Origin of the sequence: Xanthomonas fragariae, from assembly GCF_900183975.1 — a bacterium.
Taxonomy (GTDB): domain Bacteria; phylum Pseudomonadota; class Gammaproteobacteria; order Xanthomonadales; family Xanthomonadaceae; genus Xanthomonas; species Xanthomonas fragariae.
In genome coordinates this window covers 1,236,082-1,258,104 of sequence record NZ_LT853882.1, presented here as the reverse complement: position 1 = coordinate 1,258,104, position 22,023 = coordinate 1,236,082, and the positions used below count along the sequence as shown (strand labels likewise).

At 60.4% G+C, this 22,023-nt stretch carries 13 protein-coding genes and 3 pseudogenes; 8 read left to right on the top strand and 8 right to left on the bottom strand.

The genetic code is table 11. From position 1 onward, the window contains the following. Positions 1-43 precede the first annotated feature (43 nt). Positions 44-2,713, top strand: coding sequence for a glycoside hydrolase family 3 C-terminal domain-containing protein (locus PD885_RS05770; RefSeq protein WP_088057104.1), 2,670 nt, complete (start codon positions 44-46; stop codon positions 2,711-2,713). Positions 2,714-2,864: 151 nt separating this feature from the next. Here the strand turns inward: PD885_RS05770 and PD885_RS05765 are convergent. Further along, positions 2,865-3,830 (bottom strand): annotated as a pseudogene (locus tag PD885_RS05765) (peptidase domain-containing ABC transporter); the annotation flags it as partial. 68 nt (positions 3,831-3,898) lie between these two features. On the opposite strand from PD885_RS05765, the pseudogene PD885_RS05760 reads away from it, so the two are divergent. The 5 genes and pseudogenes from PD885_RS05760 (at position 3,899) to PD885_RS05740 (ending at position 9,979) form a co-directional block, all read left to right on the top strand. Further along, positions 3,899-5,025 (top strand): annotated as a pseudogene (locus tag PD885_RS05760) (IS3 family transposase). Positions 5,026-5,228: 203 nt separating this feature from the next. After that, positions 5,229-6,521: a reprolysin-like metallopeptidase gene (locus tag PD885_RS05755; protein ID WP_002806239.1), complete on the top strand. Its 1,293-nt coding sequence runs from the start codon at positions 5,229-5,231 to the stop codon at positions 6,519-6,521. 288 nt (positions 6,522-6,809) lie between these two features. After that, positions 6,810-7,577 (top strand): annotated as a pseudogene (locus tag PD885_RS05750) (IS5 family transposase). Positions 7,578-7,639: 62 nt separating this feature from the next. Further along, a complete protein-coding gene (locus PD885_RS05745) occupies positions 7,640-8,608 on the top strand; it encodes an IS5 family transposase (protein ID WP_088056694.1) in 969 nt (322 codons plus the stop codon). Positions 8,609-8,947: 339 nt separating this feature from the next. Next, positions 8,948-9,979 (top strand): hypothetical protein, encoded by a 1,032-nt coding sequence (locus PD885_RS05740; RefSeq protein ID WP_040763042.1) that lies wholly within the window; start codon positions 8,948-8,950, stop codon positions 9,977-9,979. A 430-nt stretch (positions 9,980-10,409) separates the two neighbouring features. On the opposite strand, the gene PD885_RS05735 is transcribed toward PD885_RS05740, so the two are convergent. Further along, a protein-coding gene (locus tag PD885_RS05735) for an IS3 family transposase (protein WP_088056693.1) occupies positions 10,410-11,554 on the bottom strand; the annotation gives its coding sequence in 2 pieces (ribosomal slippage) (positions 10,410-11,317 and positions 11,317-11,554; 1,146 coding nt in all). A gap of 359 nt (positions 11,555-11,913) precedes the next feature. Here PD885_RS05735 and PD885_RS05730 point away from each other — a divergent pair. Beyond that, positions 11,914-12,777, top strand: coding sequence for a Smlt3025 familytype IV secretion system inhibitor (locus PD885_RS05730; RefSeq protein WP_040763043.1), 864 nt, complete (start codon positions 11,914-11,916; stop codon positions 12,775-12,777). 24 nt (positions 12,778-12,801) lie between these two features. Continuing rightward, positions 12,802-14,121 (top strand): Smlt3024 family type IV secretion system effector, encoded by a 1,320-nt coding sequence (locus tag PD885_RS05725; protein WP_172404507.1) that lies wholly within the window; start codon positions 12,802-12,804, stop codon positions 14,119-14,121. A gap of 258 nt (positions 14,122-14,379) precedes the next feature. On the opposite strand, the gene PD885_RS05720 is transcribed toward PD885_RS05725, so the two are convergent. From PD885_RS05720 to PD885_RS21335, 6 genes are all read right to left on the bottom strand, one after another. Next, positions 14,380-17,055, bottom strand: coding sequence for a M1 family metallopeptidase (locus tag PD885_RS05720; protein ID WP_088056692.1), 2,676 nt, complete (start codon positions 17,053-17,055; stop codon positions 14,380-14,382). Between the two features lie 351 nt (positions 17,056-17,406). Then, positions 17,407-18,699, bottom strand: a complete 1,293-nt coding sequence (locus tag PD885_RS05715) for an adenylosuccinate synthase (RefSeq protein WP_002814269.1) — start codon at positions 18,697-18,699, stop codon at positions 17,407-17,409. Positions 18,700-19,034: 335 nt separating this feature from the next. Beyond that, positions 19,035-19,220, bottom strand: coding sequence for a DUF2065 domain-containing protein (locus tag PD885_RS05710; RefSeq protein ID WP_002814271.1), 186 nt, complete (start codon positions 19,218-19,220; stop codon positions 19,035-19,037). Positions 19,221-19,474: 254 nt separating this feature from the next. After that, a complete protein-coding gene (hflC, locus tag PD885_RS05705; RefSeq protein ID WP_002814272.1) occupies positions 19,475-20,338 on the bottom strand; it encodes a protease modulator HflC in 864 nt (287 codons plus the stop codon). Continuing rightward, positions 20,338-21,480, bottom strand: a complete 1,143-nt coding sequence (gene hflK, locus PD885_RS05700) for an FtsH protease activity modulator HflK (RefSeq protein ID WP_002814274.1) — start codon at positions 21,478-21,480, stop codon at positions 20,338-20,340. Before hflK ends, hflC begins: the two co-directional genes overlap by 1 nt. 199 nt (positions 21,481-21,679) lie before the next feature. Beyond that, positions 21,680-21,820 (bottom strand): hypothetical protein, encoded by a 141-nt coding sequence (locus PD885_RS21335; protein ID WP_156775365.1) that lies wholly within the window; start codon positions 21,818-21,820, stop codon positions 21,680-21,682. Positions 21,821-22,023 lie beyond the last annotated feature (203 nt).

Genomic DNA, 22,023 nt, shown 5'->3' with positions numbered 1-22,023 from the left:
GAACAACGCGTGGCGGCCGATGCTGTTGCGCAGGAGCAAACCGATGTCGTTGTCCGTGTTTCCATGCCGTTTGGCCATTGCATTGAGCCTGGGTCTTGGTCTGCCGCTGATCGGCACGTCGGCATTCGCCGCAAACAACAGAAACCAAATGCCGGAACAACGCGCCGCCGCGCTGGTCGCGCAGATGAGCCGCGAGGAAAAAGTTGCGCAGGCGATGAACGATGCGCCGGCACTTCCGCGCCTGGGCATTCCTGCCTACGAGTGGTGGAACGAAGGCCTGCACGGTATCGCGCGCAACGGCTATGCGACGGTGTTTCCGCAGGCGATTGGCCTGGCGGCGAGCTGGGACACCGCGCTGATGCAGCAGGTGGGCACGGTGGTCTCCACCGAAGCGCGCGCCAAGTTCAATCAGGCCGGCGGCCCGGGCAAGGACCACAAGCGCTATGCGGGCCTGACCATCTGGTCGCCCAACATCAACATCTTCCGCGACCCGCGCTGGGGCCGTGGCATGGAAACCTATGGCGAAGACCCGTTCCTCACCGGGCAATTGGCGATCGGCTTCATTCGTGGACTGCAGGGCGATGATCCTAATCACCCACGCACGATCGCCACGCCCAAGCATCTCGCCGTGCACAGCGGGCCGGAACCGGGCCGGCACGGATTCGATGTCGACGTCTCACCGCACGATGTGGAAGCGACCTATACGCCCGCATTCCGTGCCGCGCTTGTGGACGGCCAGGCTGGCGCGGTGATGTGCGCGTACAACGCACTGCATGGCACACCGGCGTGTGCGGCCGACTGGCTGCTCAATGGCCGCGTACGTGGCGATTGGGGCTTCAAGGGCTTTGTGGTGTCCGACTGCGATGCGGTGGACGACATGACCCAGTTCCACTATTTCCGCCCCGACAATGCCGGCTCCTCGGCCGCCGCGCTCAAGGCCGGGCACGATCTCAATTGCGGCTACGCGTATCGCGCACTGGGCACGGCGATCGAACGGGGCGAAGTGGACGAAGCCCTACTGGACCAATCGCTGGTGCGCCTGTTCGCCGCGCGCTATCGCCTGGGCGAACTGGAAGCGCCGCGCAAAGATCCATATGCGCGGCTTGGCGCAAAAGACCTAGACAACACGGAACATCGTGCGCTGGCGTTGCAGGCCGCCGCCGAGTCGATCGTACTGCTCAAGAACGATGCCGGGACATTGCCGCTGCAAGCCGGCACGCGGCTGGCGGCGATCGGCCCCGATGCCGATGCCTTGGCCGCATTGGAAGCCAACTATCAGGGCACCTCGTCCACGCCGGTCACGCCGCTGCTTGGGCTGCGTCAGCGCTTCGGCGCGCAGCAGGTGAGGTATGCGCAAGGTGCACCGCTGGCAGCCGGCGTGCCGGGCATGATTCCGGAAACAGCGCTGCGCAGCGATGGCAAGCCGGGATTGCGTGGCGAGTATTTCGACAATGTCGATATGGCCGGCGCTGCGCGCGTGGTGCGGCAGGATCGCGTGGTGAGTTTCAACTGGGACCAGGTCGCGCCAGCCAGGGGTGTGCCGGCCGATCGCTATGCGGTGCGCTGGAGCGGCGAATTGCTGCCGCCGAGTACCGGCGATTACACGTTGGCGGTGCGCGTGGCGCGCTGCTTCGATTGCGCCGGCCACGATCCGGTGCGGCTCTATATCGACGACAGGTTGGTGGTCGCCGGCAATGCCGAAGACAAGCATGTGCCGCCCGGCATGCACAACGCCGATGGCCGCAGCGTGGAGACCGTGCTGCACTTCGACAACACCCGCCCACGCAAGATCCGCCTGGATATGGAACACCGCGGCCAAGACCAGGGCGTGTGTCTGGAATGGTTGGCGCCGGCTGCAGCGCAATTGGCCGAGGCCGAGCAAGCCGTGGCGCAAGCCGACGCAGTGGTGGCCTTCGTCGGCCTGTCGCCGGATGTGGAAGGCGAAGAGTTGCGCATCGACGTGCCCGGCTTCGACGGCGGCGACCGCAACGACATTGCCCTGCCCGCTCCGCAACAAGCGCTGCTCGAACGCGCCAAGGCCGCGGGCAAGCCGCTGGTGGTGGTGCTGATGAGCGGCAGTGCGGTGGCGTTGAACTGGGCCAAAACGCACGCCGATGCCATCGTGGCGGCGTGGTACCCCGGCCAGTCCGGCGGTACCGCGATCGCGCGCATGCTGGCCGGCGACGACAATCCCGGCGGGCGCCTGCCGGTGACGTTCTATCGCTTCACCAAGGACCTGCCGCCCTACGTTAGCTACGACATGCAGGGCCGCACCTATCGCTACTTCAAGGGCGAGCCGCTGTTTCCGTTCGGCTATGGCTTGAGCTACACCAGCTTCGCGTACGGCGCGCCGCAGTTGTCCACCACCACGCTGCAAGCAGGCAACACGCTGCAAGTGACCACCACCCTGCGCAACACCGGCATGCGTGCCGGCGATGAAGTGGCGCAGGTGTATCTGCACTATCCGGATCGCCCGCAGTCGCCGTTGCGCAGCCTGGTCGGCTTTCAGCGTGTGCATCTGCAACCGGGCGAGCAACGCACGCTGACCTTCACCCTGGATGCGCGTGCATTGAGCGATGTGGATCGCAACGGACAGCGTGCGGTAGAAGCGGGCAATTACACGCTGTTTGTAGGCGGCGGCCAACCGGGCACCGGCGCCGCTGGCGCAGCTGTGGCGTTTTCGATTTCGGGGCACTCGCCGCTGCCGAAGTGATCCTTGCCACTGGATGACACGCAACAGGCGTCGGCTCCTGGTCGGCGCCGGTTGCGTGATTGGGCGTGTTTTATGGTGAACCGGGCAGATGAGTACGGCGTGCAGCTGCTCGGAAATCGAGCATCGACACGTGTGGCCTGTACTCAAGCAATCAAGACTTGATTTTCAAGATGTGACATCGCTGCGGCCTGAGCTCCTGCGCGATCCATCCCTGCTCCATCACCAGGACGCGGTCGGCGCTGGCAATGGTTTCAGAGCGGTGCGCCATGATCACCTTGGTCAGTTGCAAGTGCTTCACCGCCTCGTTGACCAAGCGCTCGCGCGTGACATCCAGATGGCTGGTGGCTTCATCGAGGAAGAGCAGCGTCGGTTGCCGATACAGCGCACGCGCCAGGATCAACCGCTGCTTCTGACCGCCAGACAATGAGCTTCCCATGTCGCCGATCAGACTGTGATAGCCCATCGGCATCGCGACAATTTCCTCATGCACGGCGGCCAGGCGCGCGGCCACCTCGATCCTGTCCTGATCCGAATCCGGCTGGAAGAAACGGATGTTGTCGGCAATGCTTCCAGCGAACAACTGGTCGTCCTGCATCACCGCACCGACCATACTTCGAACCGTGCGCGGGCCGATCTTGTGCAGATCGTGTCCACCAATGCGGATCGTACCTGCGCTGGGCGTGAGCAAACCCAGCAACAGCTTCACCAGCGTCGTCTTGCCGCAACCAGACCCGCCAATGATGGCCACAGATTCCCCTGGCGCAATCGTGAAACAGCAGTCCTTGACCACCCACGGCTCGCCGTCGGCGTAGCGAAACGACAGCTCTTCCACCTCAATGCTTGGCTCGGCAGGTGGCAGCGCTTGCGGTAACGCGTGATGGTCTTCCGGCGGGGTCAGCACGATATCGGCCAGCCGCTCGCCATGCAGGCGCAGCATGCGGAACTCGATCCATTTGTCGATTAACCCGCTCACACGCATCGCGAACTGGTCCTTGTAGGCAAGGTAAGCCACCAGCATGCCGACCGAAAACACGTTGTCCAGCGCCAACCTAGCGCCGATCCAGATCACCGCGATGCGCTCCAGGCCGAACACCAGCTGGCTGGCCGTGCTGAAGCCCGACGTCCCCCCGATTTTGAGTAGCGCCTCAGTTTGGAGTCCAATTCCCTACCCCGAGGAGATTGGACGTGAAGAAGCGCTTTACCGAAGAGCAGATCATTGGCTTCCTGCGTGAGGCCGAAGCAGGCGTGGCGATCAAAGACCTGTGCCGCCGCCATGGCTTCAGTGAGGCCTCGTACTACCTGTGGCGCAGCAAGTTCGGCGGGATGAGCGTGCCCGATGCCAAGCGACTCAAGGACCTTGAGTCCGAAAACGCGCGGCTGAAGAAGTTGTTGGCCGAGCAGCTGTTCGAGAACGACCTGATCAAGGATGCGCTGCGAAAAAAGTGGTGAGCGCACCGGCGCGTCGTGCGCTGGTGCGCGAGTGGATCGGGTGCGGTGCCAGCGAGCGTCGCGCCTTGGCGGCGATCGGCATGAGCGCCAGTGCGCTGCGCTACTGCCCGCGCGAAGACCGCAACGTTGAGCTACGCGAGCGCATTCTTGCGCTGGCGCATCGCCATCGCCGCTATGGCGTGGGGATGATCTATCTCAAACTTCGTCAGGAAGGACGCGTCGTGAACTACAAGCGTGTGGAGCGGTTGTATCGCGAGCAGCAGCTGCAGGTCCGGCGCCGCCAAGCGCAAAAAAGTACCGGTGGGCGAGCGTCAACCGCTGCTGCGGCCATCGCAGGCCAACCAGGTGTGGTCGATGGACTTCGTGTTCGACCGCACCGCCGAAGGCCGGGTGATCAAGTGTCTGGTGATCGTGGACTACGCAACCCACGAAGCGGTCGCCATCGACGTGGAGCGCGCGATCTCGGGACACGGCGTTGCGCGCGTGCTGGACCGACTGGCACACAGCCGTGGCCTGCCGCAGATGATCCGCACCGAGCGCGAAGCCTGCCCTCGGGGCACAACGGCAAGGAGTTTTGCGGCAGGGCGATGGTCGCCTGGGCGCACGCCCGTGGTGTGCAGCTACGGCTCATCCAGCCGGGCAAACCGAACCAGAACGCCTACGTCGAATCGTTCAACGGCCGACTAGGCGACGAATGCCTCAACGAACACTGGTTCCCGACGTTGCTGCATGCACGCACCGAGATCGAACGTTGGCGACGTGAATACAACGAGGACCGACCCAAGAAAGCAATCGGCGGCATGACGCCGGCCGCTTATGCCCAACATCTGGCAAACACCGATATCATCAGGCCCGGACTCTAAACCCGGCCGCTACTCAGGGCGGGGGGACGTCGATTACATCACAAGCCATCTAGAGAGGCGTTGAAGTTATCGGATCTTTTCAGCATAGTTACCCCGCCGCAGGGCGGCATGAGATTGCTAAGTGTCGTGCGATGAATATGACTGCGCAACGGCGTATTTTGTTCCACACCATTGAATTAATTACCAAAATAAAATAGGTATTTATGAAAATAAATTTTCTAGCAGCGACGATCTTTCTGGGACTGAGCTGCACTGCCACCTCTATGGCATTTGCAGCGGACCAATGGCTTGCATTTTCAAACCAACAGAAGACTAGGGTCACTTCAACGGAAAGGCTAAGCCCGATCAAAATCAACGAATCGCAAGCCTACGATAATGCTGCTGCTGGTGGACTTTGGTTACCGCTGCCAGACGGCCGACGCATCTATGCAAAAACTATTTCGCAGAACACCCAGGACAATGATCATTGGACCTTTGTCGGCACCCTCCCCGCAGAAAAGCGAAGTGTAGTGATCACCTTCGGCCGCAACGCAGTATTTGGATCAATTCCGGTGGACAATAACACATCGCTTCGTATCGTTACCCAAGGCGACAAGCTGTATGTTGCAGAACGTCTACCAAGAAACATTGCTCTTGACCGCCTCAAGAGCAATGATAGTGCCATGGCGTCCGACTACCTGATTCCGCCGAAGCAAGCGGTCAGCGAGCAAGATTTACAACGTAGTCTTGCACTAGTGAAGCAGGCGGCGAGCGCAACGACCCCGACGGTGGTCGACGTGCTCGTAGGTTATACCCCAGGCTTGGTCCGCGAGCTAGGATCGGTGGATGCCGTTAATACCCGCATCAACTATCTGGTCGCCGTTACCAACCGTGCCTACTCGGATAGCCAAGTGAATGGACGCCTGCGCCTGATCGGTACGCAGGAGGTTAATTACACAGATTCCACTACAGATGGTGCTGCACTTAACGACCTGACCGAAGCCTCAGGCACGTCTTCATTAGCGGCACTACACAGCACGCGTGACACCCAGGGCGCCGATCTTGTCGCCTTGCTACGCCCTTACCACGCAAATCAAGGCGCTTGCGGCGTGGCGTGGCTGAACGGTGGTGGGCTTCGATCGTACAATGTCAATATGCAGGGATCGGGGTACGCCACAATCAGTGACGGTACCGACGAAGAAGCCGGAAATTACTGCGAAGACATTACCTTCGCGCATGAAATCGGCCATAACCTTGGTCTGGCTCACGACAAAGCCGATTCCGGTCCTGGCGCGTTCACTTATGCTTACGGATGGCGGCAGACATTGGATGAGGGCAGTTTCAATACCATCATGGCGTATACCGCCGACGATCAGCGGAGGGTTCCCTACTTTGCCAATCCACGTATCACGTTATGCAATGGCAACCCGTGCGGGGATGTAAACGAAGCCGACCAGACCAGAGCGTTAAATATCACTATGCCCATCGCGGCCAACTTTAGGCCGACCAAGCGATGAGTCACCCGCTGTCACGGCTGCTACCGGAGCCGTGACAGCGCATGGCGTTAGTGCACGCCATGCGCTGTCACAGATTGACCCTCAAAAACGCTTGCAGACATACCACATAAAACAGTAAGTCGTACTTGTAGGCGATGGACATCGTTCGCAGCGTATTTCTGGAGCGATCTATCGGATAATCGCTGCAAATGACGTCCACTTTAGAGCGTCTAACAAAACCCCTTGAATCTTGTCTCGCCGGTGGCAAAATTGCGGACATGACACGTCGCAAAGAGATTCCCATTTGCGCTGTGGAAGCGCATCGAGCCACTGATTCCGCAAGTGAAGTGTTCGCCCAAAGGTGGACGGTCGCATATCAGTGATCAGCAAGCCCTCAACGGCATTGTCTGTGTCCTGCGCACGGGCGTGCCGTTGGAAGGAAGACCTGCCTGTGGAACTCGGTTATGGCAGCGGCATGACCTGCTGGCGCCGGTTGCGTGATTGGCAGGCCGCCGGTGTGTGGCATCGTCTGCATCAGGTGTTGCTGGCCGAGCTACGTCGCGCTCAGACGCTGGACCTGAGCCGAGCTGGTCTGGACGCCGCTAGCGTAGCCTCCCCCCGGGGGGCCTATATACCGGGCCGAACCCGACCGATCGCAGCAAACGGCATCTGATCGTCGATCGCAACGGCATCCCCTTGGCGGTGTGCGTCACCGGCGCCAATCGGCACGACTCGGTCGTGTTCGAGGAGTTGATCGACGCCTTGCCGCCAATTGGTGGCAAACCAGGGCGCCCGCGACGTTGGCCAGACAAATTGCACGCCGACAAGGCTTACGACATCGACCACTGTCGCGCCTTCCTCAAGCAGCGCGGCATCATTGCGCGGATCGCACGCAAGGGGATCGCGCGCAACGACCGGTTGGGCCGCCATCGCTGGGTCGTCGAGCGCACCCATGCCTGGTTCGCAAGCATGGGTAAATTGCGCATCCGCTTTGAACGTCGCATCGATATCCACTTGGCGTTGCTTTCGCTCGCATCCTCCATCATCTGCTTACGCCTTCTTCCTTGGTTTTGTTAGGGAACCTCTGAACAACGCACTTCAAATGCGCGACACTACACACCTACGTTGAGGAGTCATCCATGCAACTGACGTTCGGTGACGCTGAAGGTTTGGGCAAGCGCAAGCAGACTCGCCGCGAGATCTTCCTGGCCGAGATGGAGCAGGTGGTTCCGTGGAGGCATTTGCTCGGACTGATCGCGCCGCACTATCCGGTGTCGGGGCGGCCTGGTCGACAGCCGTACGCACTGGCGACGATGTTGCGGATTCATTTGCTGCAGCAGTGGTATGCGTTGAGCGATCCGGCGATGGAAGAAGCGTTGCACCAGATCCGGACCTTGCGCCGTTTTGCCCGGCTCGGCGGTTTGGACAATGTTCCCGACGAGACCACGATTCTCAACTTTCGCCGCTTGCTGGAAACCCATGGCCTTGCAGCGCGGATGCTGGAGGCCGTCAACGCGGATCTGGTGCGCAAGGGTCAGAGCCTGCGGTCCGGCACGATCGTCGATGCAACCCTGATCGCTGCGCCCAGTTCGACCAAGAACACCGACCGCGCGCGCGACCCTGAAATGCATCAGACCAAGAAAGGCAATCAGTGGTATTTCGGGATGAAGGCACCCATCGGCGTGGATGAGTTTTCCGGGCTGGTGCGCCACGTCCGTTGTACGGCTGCCAATGTGGCCGATGTCACGGTGACCCACGCATTGCTGCACGGCAAAGAAGACAGTGTGTTCGGCGACAGCGGCTACACCGGTGCGGACAAACGCGAAGAACTGCAGACCTGCAAGGCTGGTTTTTTCATTGCCGCCAAGCGTTCGACGATTCAAGCCATTGGCAACAAACGCGAGCGCCGCCAGGAAGAACGTTGGGAATACTTCAAAGCAAGTGTGCGTGCGAAGGTGGAGCATCCATTCCGCGTGACCAAACGCCAGTTTGGCTACACCAAGGTCCGCTATCGCGGCTTGGCCAAGAACACCGCGCATGTGCTGACCCTGTTCGCACTATCCAATCTGTGGATGGTGCGCCGGCAGTTGCTGCCGGCCAGGGGATAATGCTGTCTGGCGCCAGCCAACGCCGCAAGAAACCGTAGAAATCGTATCGTACGCATCAACTCTGTGCGCTATTGGCACGCAGCAGGCTCGAATTTTAGAGGTCTGGTGCGTTGTTCAGACCTTCCCTAATGCATTGAAGTGGTCGAGTCCTTCAATAGATTTTTTCCCATAAGATTAATTAATCGAGGCGTCTTGGGGATCTTGAAACGTCGAGTTGCGATATACGCTGCGCAAAATAGCTTTCCGGTATCCCGCTCCGACAGGATGCTGAAGCGTCACCTCTTGACACGCAGCGTAGTAGGAAATTAAATTTATTCTTCCGTTAACAAAGGAAATACGATGAAACACAGTAAATTCCTGCTAGTAATTGCAATTGCCACTGCTAACTGCGCACAAGCAGCTGCACAGTTAGGTGGTACGCAGCCAGTAAACGTCAGTCCCAGCCAACTGGAATTGCAGGTCCAACAGGCATGGCAAATAGAGCTTGTAAGGTCTAGTACGCCGACGACCGGATGCTTTCACGCCAAATACCCAAGCATGATTTGGGATTCGGTGCCCTGCAACGCATTGCCACGTCGAAACCATCGTTTACCAGTCGGAAAAATGACCACTCAGAGCGCCGCTGGACGAAAGTTACTTGCAGATGCCGTCGGTGCAACGCAAGACCCCGTGAGCTACGCGCTCAGAGGGCATGGTCTTATTAGCGAGGCGGTGGGAAGTTTTCCAACGGTAACCGGGCTGAAGACTGTAAACAGTGACGCTAGCCCGGATGAATATAGTGTGCAGCTGAACACTAATGCCGATGGGACAACGTCAGCGTGCCAGAATCATTCGGGCTGCACAGTATGGGAACAATTCCTCTACGGGAACGATGGCCCCGCAAACTCAGCATACGTTTTAATCGAATACTGGATGATCAACTTCGGCAGCACATGCCCGTCCGGATGGAGCAGCGACGGAGACACTAGTTGCTTCAGGCAAAGTAAAGCCGTACCGACGCCGCATTACCCAATCGGCCAACTACCAAACTTCCGATTGACGGCGAAGGCGGCCGCCAACGGCAACGATACCGTGATTTTCACAAATGGTACTGATGCCTACAGCGTAAGCGCGAAAGGCAATATTCTCAACATCAGTTCCGTATGGACGCAGGCAGACTTCAATGTCGACGGTAGCAATAGTAGCAAGAAAGCATACTTCAATACAGGCACATCCATTACCACGAAATTGGCTGTCAAGGATGGGACAACCCTGTCGCCCACGTGCATCAGTGACGGCGGTACGACTGCTGAGATTAACAATCTCATCCTGGGTGCCTGCGCTGTGTCAGCAGGCGTCATGCCCTCAATTGAATTTACCGGGAAGCTCTGATAGACAACTCGAAGTCGGCATCAGGATAGATCGGGCGTAACCAGACCAAGACATCGAGTCGACCGTTCCGCCAGTGGGCATAGCTCTGCCTGACAGCTAGACGCTGTTGAGAGTCTACAGGGATTCGTACGAGACACATCCAATTCGTCGGCAGCTCATTAATTGCTAAGCGACAGCAGTGTCCGAAGAAAGGCTAGGCCCAGGCGATTGGCATTTCTTGCTGTTAAACGATTAAGGAATTTACTGCAAGAGGACTCAGGCAAGCTACCCACCTTCGCTGGCTCAAGCTCGTCTGGCGCGAGGCAGGCGATTTAACCTTCTCGTTCGGGATTGCCGCTGCGCTGGTGTCTTTCAGTGCAGCGCGCTGCTTGAGCTAATAACCGACAATCCGCAGATGTAAGAAATGATACGCCCAGGGTTCCGTAGACACTCAAGACCCTCGTTGCGCGTAGCGCCGTTCAAACTCTACAGGGGACAGGTCGCCAGTTGAACCGTGGCGGCGGTTGGGGTTGTAGAACATCTCGATGTAGTCGAATACCTCGGCGCGAGCGGCGTCCTTGGTGGAATAGGTCCGCCGCCTGATCCGCTCGCGTTTGAGCAGGCCGAAGAAGCTCTCCACGGGTGCGTTGTCGTGGCAGTTGCCACGCCGACTCATGCTGCACACCACGCCATGGGACGCCAGGAAACTGCGCCAGTCATCGCTGGTGTAGACAGACCCTTGGTCCGAATGAACCAAGCAACCAGCGTTGGGTTTGCGCCGCCACACCGCAGACAACAAGGCCTGCACGACCAACTCGGTGTCGGCCCGATCGCGCATCGCCCAGCCGACGACCTGCCGGGAAAACAGATCGATCACAACAGCCAGGTACATCCAGCCTTCATGCGTGCGGATGAAGGTGAAATCGCTCGCCCAGGCCGTGTCCGGCTCAGTCACGTCGAACTGTCGGTCAAGCAGGTTGGCCGCCGCCTTGCACTGCATTCCTCCATGGAAGCGCGGTTTGCGACCATAGCCCACCTGGGCACGCAGTCCCTCGGTGCGCATCAGCCGATGCACCCGATGGCGACTGCAACGCTCACCCAGATCGCGCAGATCCCTGGTGATCTTGCGATGCCCATAGACACTGCCGCTGGCCAGCCAGTGGTGCTTGATCAGTCCAAGCAAGCGCTCATCTTCCTTGGCGCGCTCACTGTTGGGCGAGCACAACCAGGCGTAATAGCCCGACCGGTTGACCCGCAATACCCGGCACATCGCACACACCCTGAATTCCCCACAGTGGGCTTGCATGAAGGCGTACTTTGCCCTTACCCCTTGGCAAAGTACGCGGCGGCCTTTTTTAGGATGTCGCGCTCCTCGGTCACTCGACGCAACTCTGCCTTCAGCCGCCGAACCTCGGCGCTCTGGTCCACCTCGGCGCGCTGCACCACGCCAGGCTTGCCGAACTTGCGCAGCCAGGCGTAGAGGCTGTGCGTGGTGACACCCAGTCGCTCCGCGACTTCTGCCACCTTGAAACCACGATCGGTCACTTGCCGGACCGCCTCGATCTTGAATTCATCCGTATACCGCTTGCTGCTCATAGACACCTCCGAATTGACCATTTTCCATGGCCTTGAGATGTCTAGGAAACCCTGGGCGTATCAGAGGTCTGCATGCTCCACGGCGAGTTCTTCCACCAGCTCGGCGCGGCTTGGAAAAGTAAGCCGAATACTCCAAACAATCGGCTCATGCGGTGCGACTATTTTGTTATGCGGCGCCCATTGAGCACGCACCTTCATCCGTTGCTTGGACGGTGCGAACCAATGTCCACGCATCAGGGTGCAGGCCCTGACCTGCCGAGCGTCCAGAACAAGACGAATCCGGCGCAATCGATGCCATTCCTGCCCCATCGGCGCCGATTCGCCTATAGTTCACAGCGAACCCTGCAATGGATTGACCAATGCGCATGATGTCATCCGGCCGGTGCCTGGCTCTTGCGCTTGCCGTGGCTGTAACCGGCAGTGCGTATGCACGGACGCCATCGACCGAACAAAAAAGGACTTCTCCCATGTCGGACACCGTTACAACAGGCCGCACCATCAACGGGCACACCTATTCGGATGCCCCCGTCGACGTGAAGCTGGGGCCGAACACCTTCCGCATTCCCGCCAACTATCTGGATAGCCAGATCGCACCTTGGCCGGGTGAGGGGGTGACGCTGCTCATCGAGTGGCCAGAGATGAAGCCCACCCCTCCCGGGGCGCGGGTAAACCCGCGCACGAATGATTTCCGGAAAGAGATCTCTGTGTCGATCGACTACATCGACCGCGCACCTATCGAAACATCTCTGGAGAGACTGTCGTCCAACGAGGCCATCACTGAAGACGGTTCGCTGGAACGCCGAGATCCAAGAGATCGCCTGGACCTGCGCATTGCCCAAGCCAAGACCATGGGGCTGATGCTGTACGCCATCGACGAAGCAAAGATGGCAGGGTATTCGAAGGAATACGAAACACGCTATGGCAAACCACCAACCCGTAACCCCGGCTACGAAGACGACTGGTATGTCGCGCGCGGACCAAAGGGCAATTTGACGACGTTCATCAAATGTGACAGCAAGACATTTCGAGGAGATGGTGTGCGACTGGAAGGTAACCAGGTCATCAGCGAGGATGGCGCAGTTGCCGCCGGTTGCTTTCATTATTTCTCGGATATCGAGAACAATCTCTCGATCACATTGACCTACAAACGCGCATTCCTGAAGGATTGGAAGCGCATGGAAAGCGCAGTACGGCATGCCTTGGCGCGCACCAAGGTCCAGTAACCCGTCTCATTACAGGAGTGAATCATGAGTGGACTGAATAAGAAGGATTTGGCGGTATTAACCAGCTATGCCAGAGATGGCAACCGCGAACTCTACTGGAACTATCTTTCACAGTTGCCAGGTGCCGATGGCTATGGAACGTTGGCACTGGGTGTCGTCCGCAATGACAGCTTGCCTGGCCGAGTTGCAAACAGTTATGCGGAGGATTACGCCAGACATCAACACGACAACGGATCACACTTTGCCAACGCCGAATTGAGCGAACACCAGTGGGAGGTGTTCGGACAGACGCTGCTCAAACAGGATTTGGAGCGCAGGATGCATTGGATGGAACAGCACCGCCTGGACTTGGCGCTGAACCTTCCAGGTAAGGACGTAATGACTGCACACGATAGAGCATTTGAATTCCACAAGCTCGATCCCAACTGCTGGACACCCCGTGTGCTTTTAGAAGCGGCCGAGCAAAAAAGCGGCCCCCAGAAGCTGGAACAGATCTGGACCAACATGCTCGACAACGAGTATGCAGGCGCCGCCCGCATCAGCAACACAGGCTATGAGACCTTTACGCAAATGGGACCGGCGGCCGGCAGCCAGTACCTGGCCAAGCTCGGCACCACCGAGGCGATCCAGATGCTGGAAGGCCGCTCCGCTGTCGACCCCAACTTCATTGGCAGCAACAGCTTCTACGCGATGTACTTCGAAAAAGAGCAGAAGTGGGTGAATGTCAGCGCAGGCGGCGGGCACCCTTCCATACGCGAAGAAACCAACCCTGATCGTATCGCCGAACTCGACGATGCCCGCGCCGTCCGCCTGGAACGGCAGCAGAAAGCCACGCAGTTCCACCGCGACGATCCGCACCGCTCTATCACCCTCAGCCCGTTCACGGCATCGGTCGACGGTATGCCCGATCGGACGCAGGCGCCTACCAAACTTGCCGATATCGACCCTGGTCACCGGGACTACGCATTACTGCAGCAGGTCCGTGCAGGTGTGAGCGCAATCGATGCGCAAGCCGGGCGGACGCCAGATGTGCACAGCGAGCGCCTGATCGCCAGCGTGATGGCCATTGCCCGCCAGAACGACCTGGAGCGCGCCGACCATGTGGTGCTGAGCGTCCAGACCAAAGATATCCCCGCCGGGCGCGATGTGTTTGTGGTGCAGGGCGAGCGGGGTGATCCTGCGCACCTGCGCGCCTCCATGCCCACCGATGTGGCCGTGCGCACGCCGGTGGAGCAATCGCTGCAGCAACTGGAGATGGCCAACATGGAACGACAGCAGGCATTGCTGCAGAGCCAGCAGCCAGCGATGGACAACCGGCTCGTGAAATTCCGGGCATGCAGATGACGTGATGCACGCGCCGGGATGTACGGCCAACGCGTGGCGACGATGCAGAACGTGCCGGCCGGATGCGGGGCAGGTCACAACGGCTGTCGAGTGCCAACGTGGCGTGACTGACGTTGCGTAGGCGCACCCGCTGATCGCTTCAAGCCCTCAACCGAAGCGATCAGCGGGTGCGCATCGAGGATGCCCGCGCCTGCCCGCGGTGCACGGACCGCATGCCCAGCACTGCAACACAGCACCGGGCATGCCGATCAGGGGCGCTCAGCCCTTGCGCGCCTTCAACCATGCCGTGATCTGCGGCACCTGCTGCGCACGCAGTTTCACCCGCGTTTGAATGCCGGTGATGGCGGTTTCTGCATTGCGGCGTGAGGTGGCGGCCAGAGACTGCTCAGCGTAGGCCTTGATCTTGTCGGCTGTTTCCAGCTTGCCGGAGGCAGCGCCCAAGCGCGGGTAATAGCGCGAGCGTGCGGTGGAGTCGATGAGCTTGTCCACCTGCTGGCGATGTGCAAGTGCGAAGTCCAATGCCAACTCCGGGTGCTCGCTGGAGACGGCAGAGATCATGCGGGCGCCGGTGGTGGCGCCCGGCTCAGCAGTGAGCGCCATGTCCAGCGCACGTTGTGCCAGCGCATCATCTTTGCTCTTAGCCAGCAGAGCGTAGTACTGGTCACGGATCATCGACGAGGTTTCCTTCTTGGCCATCGCATGCAACGCGTCCCACGTGGCGGCATCGGCATGACGGGCGACGATGCCAAGCACGGTGTTGCGCAGTTCCGGCGATAACGTTGCCGGATCGGCTTGGAATGCGGCAAAGCGACGACGCGCTTCGGCGATTACTTGGGCATCATCCATCGCGCTCAGATCAAGCAGCAGCGCCGCGCGCAGTTGCTTGGTTTGCGACGAATCGTCCTTGCGATCATCCCACCCCAACGCGGCAAACTCCGGGGCAAGCCGCGACAGCGCGAAACGACGCCACGCAGTCTGCGCTTTGGCGTCGCCATCGAACAGTGCGTCGATATCGGCCCAGATGCTGGACACCACTTGCCACAGATCCGGCGATGCGCCGACCGGTACCTTTGCGGTGAGAGTGAGCAGATCCGCTTCGGGCTGCAACCCGACCGTTGCCAGCGCGTCGGTGTCCATCAGCACGCCCACCTGATCCACCACCGGCAATGCCGAAAAGCCGGCACCGAGCGCCTTGAATTGCGCAGGCGCATACAACGTGCGGAAATAACCCTTCTGGCCGGCATTGACCAGCGCCGGCGCATCGCAACCCGGCAATTGCACCTGCGCAGTGCCATCGACCAGAACCCGGACCTCCCTCCCTGCCGCACCGCGCACAACCACCGGCACATGCCAGCGCAACGCTTGCTTGCTTGGCCGATCGAGCGTGTACTCGCCCTGCTCCAGCGTCACCGTGGTGGTGCCGGCGTCGCAACTGGCGCTGGCTTTGATCAGTGGCACACCAGGCTGCAAGGTGAAGTCGTGCGCCACCTGCGTGAACTGTTTGCCCGGTGCAATGGCACCGATCTGCTGCCACAGCGCATCGGTGACCGCATTGCTGTATTGATTCTGCTTGATGTAGCTACGCACACCGGCACGCCAGTGATCGGCGCCCACATAATCTTCCAACATGCCGATCACTGCCTCACCCTTTTCGTAGGTGATCTGGTCGAAGGCTTGGCTGGCCTGCTCCACAGTGGCTACGTGCTGCACCACTGGATGGGTGGTTGCGAAGGAATCGCGACGCATGGCTGCGCGGCTTTCGAACGCTGTACCGGTCTTGTCGATATCCCACTCGGGATGCAGGTTGCGGGTGGTGCGTGTCTCCATCCAGTTGGCAAAACCTTCGTTGAGCCACAGATCGTCCCACCATGCCATGGTCACCAGATTACCGAACCATTGGTGGGCAATCTCATGTGCAGCAACGTGAAACACGGCCTGTTTGTCGTTGATGTCGGAGGTGGCAGGATCCAGCAGCAGCGATTTTTCGAACGTAAAGATGGCGCCCCAGTTTTCCATCGCACCAAAGAACTGGCTGTGACCAGGTGCTGCGATATTGTCCAGTTTGGGGAGCGGGTATTGGACACCGAAGTATTCGTTGTACCCATGCAGGATGTCGCTGCTGGACTCCAGCGCAAAGCTGGCTTGATCGACTTTGCCTTTCTGCGCGATCACACCGATCTCGGTGCCGTTGTCGGCCTTGACCGTTGCACGGTCGAAATCGCCCACGCTCAAAAACAGCAGATAGGTGGACATCTTGGGCGTGGTCTTGAAGGCCACACGCTTGAAGCCATTCGCGCATTCGGTGGAGGAGGCCACTGGCATATTGCTCACCGCCATCTGCGCCGCCGGTGCGTTCACTGCAAGGTCGAAGGTGGCCTTGAAGTTCGGTTCGTCCCAGGACGGCACGAAACGCCGTGCATCGGAGTTTTCAAACTGAGTGAACAGCGCGCGGCGCTGACCTTGCGGGGTGGGGTAATCCAGCGCGAACAAGCCGTTGGCCTGCGTGTTAATCACACCGCTGTAATCGATGGACAACACGTAGTTGCCCGGCAGCAGCGGCTTGTCGAAGGCGAAGGTGGCGGTCTGTGCATCGGCGTCGGTGCTGACGGTGGCGATCTGCGGCTTGGCACCCTTGCGCTGCGCCAACGTACTGCGCGCGAAGATGAGATTGGCGGCCTGCAACACGATGCGGTCGGTGGATTCCAGCACGACGATATCGATGGCGACCTTGCCATCGAACGTCATCTTGTCGGCATGCGGGGTGATCTCCACCGCGTAATGCGTGGGCTTGGCCGTGCGTGGCAGCTGCGTGGTGACGACCTGCACGTTTGACCCGGCAACGGCGCTGGGCGCGGCAGCAACCGATTGCGCCGTGGCAGCCATGGAAGTGCTGGCCAAGGCCAGTGCGATTGCAGTCACCAGAATCTGGCGCATGGAGTTCCTAGAAATAGTTGAGGTTGAGGTTGAGGGCCGGAGCAGGTGCCGGATGATCACGCAAGCAGGCGCGGCTTACACGGCCGAAGGTCATGGCAGAAGCTTACAGGTGACCTAATGCACCCCGCCAACACAGGCTCGTTTGAAACCGGATGCAGCTTGCCGATGGTGCGCCCCTGCATCCAGCGCTTGGGTCCTCGAAGATGGCGGGCATGTGGATGTGCAGAGGCTGCCATGCCCGCCTGCTCAACGTGCCGACGCCCGTCCAATGGCGTGCCATGGCTCCAAAAAACGCACCAACGCAAACGGCCCGGCGTGAACCAGGCCGGTGCATGCTGCGGAATCAGCCGATCAGGCGAACGGATCCTGCAGCTCCATCGTGTGGTCACGATCCGGGCCGGTGGAGACGATCGAAATCGGGCAGCCGGCCAGTTCTTCCAGCGCGCGCAGATAGGCGCGCGCGGCAACGGGCAGCTTGTCCCATTCGGTGATGCCGTGGGTGTTCTCGGTCCAGCCCGGGAATTCCAGATACACGGGGGTGCACTCTTCCCAGCCCTGCGCGTCCAGCGGCGCGTATTCGGTACGCTTGCCGCGGTATTCGTACGCAATACAGACCTTGAGCTTTTCCATGCCGTCGAGCACGTCGAGCTTGGTGATGCACAGGCCGGAGATACCGTTGATGGCCACCGCACGCTTGAGTGCGACGATGTCCATCCAGCCGCAGCGACGCGGGCGACCGGTGGAAGCGCCATACTCGGCACCGCGGTCGCGGATGCCCTGGCCCACTTCGTCGTCCAACTCGGTCGGGAACGGGCCACCGCCCACGCGCGTGGCGTAGGCCTTGGCGATGCCGAGCACGTAGTCGATCGCATCGGCGCCCACGCCGGTGCCGGCCAGTGCGCCGCCCACGGTGGTGTTGGAGCTGGTGACGTACGGATAGGTGCCGTGATCGATATCCAGCAACGCGCCCTGGGCGCCTTCGAACAGCACACGCTTACCCTGCTTGCGCAGGTCGTGCAGGATGCCGGCTACGTCGGACTTCATAGGCTGCACGTAGTCGCCGAAGGCCAGCGCTTCGTCGAAGGTTTTCTGGAAATCGACCGCTTCCACACCCAGGTACTTGGTCAACACGAAGTTGTGGTAATCCAGCGCGGTGCGCAGCAGTTCTTCCAACTGCGGCGGGTAATGCAGGTCGGCGATGCGGATACCGCGACGGGCGACTTTGTCTTCATATGCCGGGCCGATACCACGACCGGTGGTGCCGATGGCCTTGCCGCCGGCGGCCTTCTCGCGGGCCTGATCCAGCGCGATGTGGTACGGCATGATCAGCGGTGCGGCCGGGGAGATCTTCAGGCGCGAACGCACTTCCACGCCCGCTTCTTCCAACTCGCTGATCTCCTTGATCAGTGCGGCCGGAGAGATCACCACGCCATTGCCGATCAGGCACAGCGCGTTGTCGCGCAGGATGCCGGACGGAATCAGATGCAAGACGGTCTTTTTGCCGTTGATGACCAAGGTGTGGCCGGCGTTGTGGCCGCCCTGGAAGCGGACGACCGCACCGATTTCTTCAGTGAGCAGATCGACGATCTTGCCTTTGCCTTCATCGCCCCACTGGGCACCGAGCACAACAACTGACTGACCCATGACGGGTTGACTCCTAAAAGTTTTGCTGCGGCCATCGGGGCCGCGGGATGGGACCGGCTCAAAAGCTGGCAGCGACACCTGCCGCCCGGCTCCATCGGGGAGCATTGCAGTGGTGCGACAGCCCTGACACGAAAAAAGCCGAACGGGGTGCTCTGGTTGGAGCGTGCCCGGCCGGCTTTTGTGCATTATCCGGGTTTCCGGTGGCATGCACCACCCCTTGAGGTCGGCGGCTCCGGGGCTGGTCAGATTGCAGCTTGCAGTGAGGTTGCCGTGCGCTTCCGCTGCTGATGGCCTGCCCTGCTCGCTTCTTTTGAAGCCGGCGACGGGCTGACAACTCAGTGGCGCAAGACCCACAGTGCAATCGCGCCCACCACCAGGGTGATGCCGCCCAACATCCGTAGCTGCGTAGATCGCAGACTCAACAATTGCTCGGCCATCCGCTTCCAGGCATCTGGCGCGGCGAATAGCATCAGGCCTTCAAAAACGGCGACCAGACAGAGAGCGGTCAGTAAATCGTGCATGGAGACAACCGTGACATGGCCGCTGAGTGTGCATTGCTTCGCTAAGCAGTGCAGCGAAGCAACAGATGAAGATACGAGGCAACCAGAACTCTATTTCTCATTACCCTGAGCCCTTCCTTCTTCTCGGGGGAAGAGAGGCCAAAACGAAGACGCCCGCACAGGGGGCGTCTTCGTTGCAGCAGGAACAGGTGTCGCTGGACTGGCGAAGCGAAAGCGGAACTGAGAACTGTCACGTCTGCCGCAGACGATTGCCCTTAACGATCGCTCTTGAGGTACTGCAAGAACGGGTCGTTCTTATCCAGCACGATCACACCATTGCCATCGGCCATGGCGCCGCGATACGCCTCCAGACTGCGGTAAAACGTGTAGAACGACGGGTCTTTGGAACCGGCCTGGCCGTAGATACGCGCAGCTTGGGCATCGCCTTCGCCGCGTAGCTTCTGCGCATCGCGCTCGGCGTCGGCCACGATCACGGTGGACTCGCGGTCGGCTTGCGCGCGGATAGTCAGCGCCTGCTCTTCGCCTTCGGCGCGCAGCTTGCTCGCTTCCTGCTTGCGCTGGGCGCGCATGCGCTCGTAGACGTCGGTGATCACCTGGCTGTCGGTCGGCAGGTCGATCTGCTTGATGCGCAGGTCGGTGATCTGCATGCCCAAGCCCTTGATGGCGCCATTGATGCCCTTGAGCTGGCTGGCGATCAACTCGCTGCGGTCGCCGGAGACCAGCTGCTGCAAGGTGCGTGAGTTGATCTGGTTACGCAGCGAGTCGGTGATGATCGGAGCCAGGCGCGAATTGGCGACCGACTCCTCACCACCAGTGGCGCGATAGAACGCACGCACATCGGAGATGTAACCAATGGCGAAGAAGTCCACGCTCACGTCTTTCTGTTCGGCGGTGAAGTAACGCGCCGGAGCGGTGTCCAGCACCTGGAAGCGGCGATCGAACACGCGCACCGATTCCACCATCGGAATCTTGAAGTGCAGGCCGGGCTTGAGGTCGGCGCGCACCACACGGCCCAGGTTGAGCACCATGGCGGTCTGGTCTTCGCGCACCACGAACACCGAGCCCATCAGGCACAGCAACACGGCGACGATCAGGCCGATAACTATCGAATTCTTCATTATTCGGTTCCCTCGCGACCGGTCGGGCGTGGGCCGCGCTCCGGATTGCGGATGCTCTGGCTGCTGGCGCTTTGCGGCGGATTCAACAACACATCCTGCGGCACCATCGACGGCATGCCACCGTTGCCGGATTTGCCGTTGGCATTGGCGTTGGTGGACTTATTGGCGTCGGCCGGCAGCGGTACATAGATGACTTGGCGGCCATCGCTACCGATCACCTTGCGGTTCTCCGACAGCACCTTCTGCACGGTTTCCAGCCACAAGCGCTTACGCGTCACCTCGGGGGCGCCGGCGTACTGCTCCTGCAACAAGGTAAAGCGATCGGCGTCGCCCTCGGCCTTGGAGATCGCCGCCTGCTTGTAGCCTTCGGCACCGGTACGGGTGCGCGCACCCTGACCGCGCGCTTCGGGTACCACCTTGGCGGCGTAGGCCTGGGCTTCGTTGATCAAGCGCTCGCGCACCTGCTGGGCACCGTTGACCTCGTCGAAGGCCGGCTTCACTTCTTCCGGCGGACGCGCGTCCGGCAGTGTCACGCCGGTGACGGCCAAGCCGGTGTTGTAGGCATCCAGTGCCGCCTGCAGACGGTCCTTGGAAGCGATCGCCAGCGGGCCGCGATTGTTGAGCACGGTATTGAGGTCGGAACGGCCGACCTGCTCGCGCACGGCACTTTGCGCGGCCTGCTCCAGCACCAGATCGGCATTGCGCGAACCGAACAGGTACTTGCGCGGGTCGCTGATCTGGTACTGCACGTTGAGCGAGACGTTGACGATGTTCTCGTCGCGCGTCAGCACCGGCACCTGGTTGCTGAAGGTCTTGATCTCGGTCGCATTGACCTTGCGCACCGACTCGATCGGCCAGGGCAACTTGAAGTTAGGGCCGGGCTGCAAAATGCGCGAGAACTGGCCGAAGCGCAGCACCACACCGCGCTGCTGCTCGCCGATGAGCTGGAAGCTGGAGAACGGCACCATCAGCACCACCGCGACCAGAACCCAGCGCCCGACGCCGCCATCGAACAGTTCTTTCAACGGGGCGGGCAGGTTGCCCCAACCACCACCGTTGCCACCACCGCGCGGGCCCCAGGACCTGCGACGGTTGGGATCCGGGCCGTCTCCGCCCTTGTTGCCGGGTGTGTTCCAGGCCATGCACGCTCCATGATCGAGGGGCTGTGCGGGCCAGTCCCGCAGTGCCGCCGTGTTGTTTGATTTGCTGATTCTACTAGATAGGGCAGACCGGTCGTTTTGAAAGGCCCGGTTCGCTACATCCAGGTTTAGCCGGTGGGGTGAATGGGGCGGTTGGCTGAGTCTTGAGTGGGTTGAAAAAGGTAGCGGCGCGCTGGCGAGGTCAAGAAAGGACGCGCGCAAAGCTGCCTTCGACGTCGAAAGCCCGAAGCGCGCCGATCAGCTGCTGGAAGGCATGGTCGAACAGACCGGCCGTGCCGACGCCTACCTGCCATTCTCGCCCACCACCGGGTACGTCAAACACCGTTCTGGACCGAGTCGACGGTGATCAATGGCGTGGTATCCAGACTGGCAGGCAGGTGCATCGCGCGTGCGAGCAATGGCTTGGGTATCCGGCCCGATCCTGTGGTGGGGCGGCCTCGCTGGTTGGCTGGCGCGTCAATGTTTATAGATCGATACGGATCAACTGACTACTGGCGCAAGACAGCGATGCGACCGAAAAAACAG

Coding starts and splice junctions, on each gene's coding strand:
- PD885_RS05725 (WP_172404507.1), top strand. CDS start 12,802: ATGAGTGGACTGAATAAGAAGGATTTGGCGGTATTAACCAGCTATGCC.
- PD885_RS05715 (WP_002814269.1), bottom strand. CDS start 18,699: ATGGGTCAGTCAGTTGTTGTGCTCGGTGCCCAGTGGGGCGATGAAGGC.
- PD885_RS05770 (WP_088057104.1), top strand. CDS start 44: ATGTCGTTGTCCGTGTTTCCATGCCGTTTGGCCATTGCATTGAGCCTG.
- PD885_RS05720 (WP_088056692.1), bottom strand. CDS start 17,055: ATGCGCCAGATTCTGGTGACTGCAATCGCACTGGCCTTGGCCAGCACT.
- PD885_RS05730 (WP_040763043.1), top strand. CDS start 11,914: ATGCGCATGATGTCATCCGGCCGGTGCCTGGCTCTTGCGCTTGCCGTG.
- hflC (WP_002814272.1), bottom strand. CDS start 20,338: ATGAAGAATTCGATAGTTATCGGCCTGATCGTCGCCGTGTTGCTGTGC.
- PD885_RS05745 (WP_088056694.1), top strand. CDS start 7,640: ATGCAACTGACGTTCGGTGACGCTGAAGGTTTGGGCAAGCGCAAGCAG.
- PD885_RS05710 (WP_002814271.1), bottom strand. CDS start 19,220: ATGCACGATTTACTGACCGCTCTCTGTCTGGTCGCCGTTTTTGAAGGC.
- PD885_RS05755 (WP_002806239.1), top strand. CDS start 5,229: ATGAAAATAAATTTTCTAGCAGCGACGATCTTTCTGGGACTGAGCTGC.
- hflK (WP_002814274.1), bottom strand. CDS start 21,480: ATGGCCTGGAACACACCCGGCAACAAGGGCGGAGACGGCCCGGATCCC.
- PD885_RS05740 (WP_040763042.1), top strand. CDS start 8,948: ATGAAACACAGTAAATTCCTGCTAGTAATTGCAATTGCCACTGCTAAC.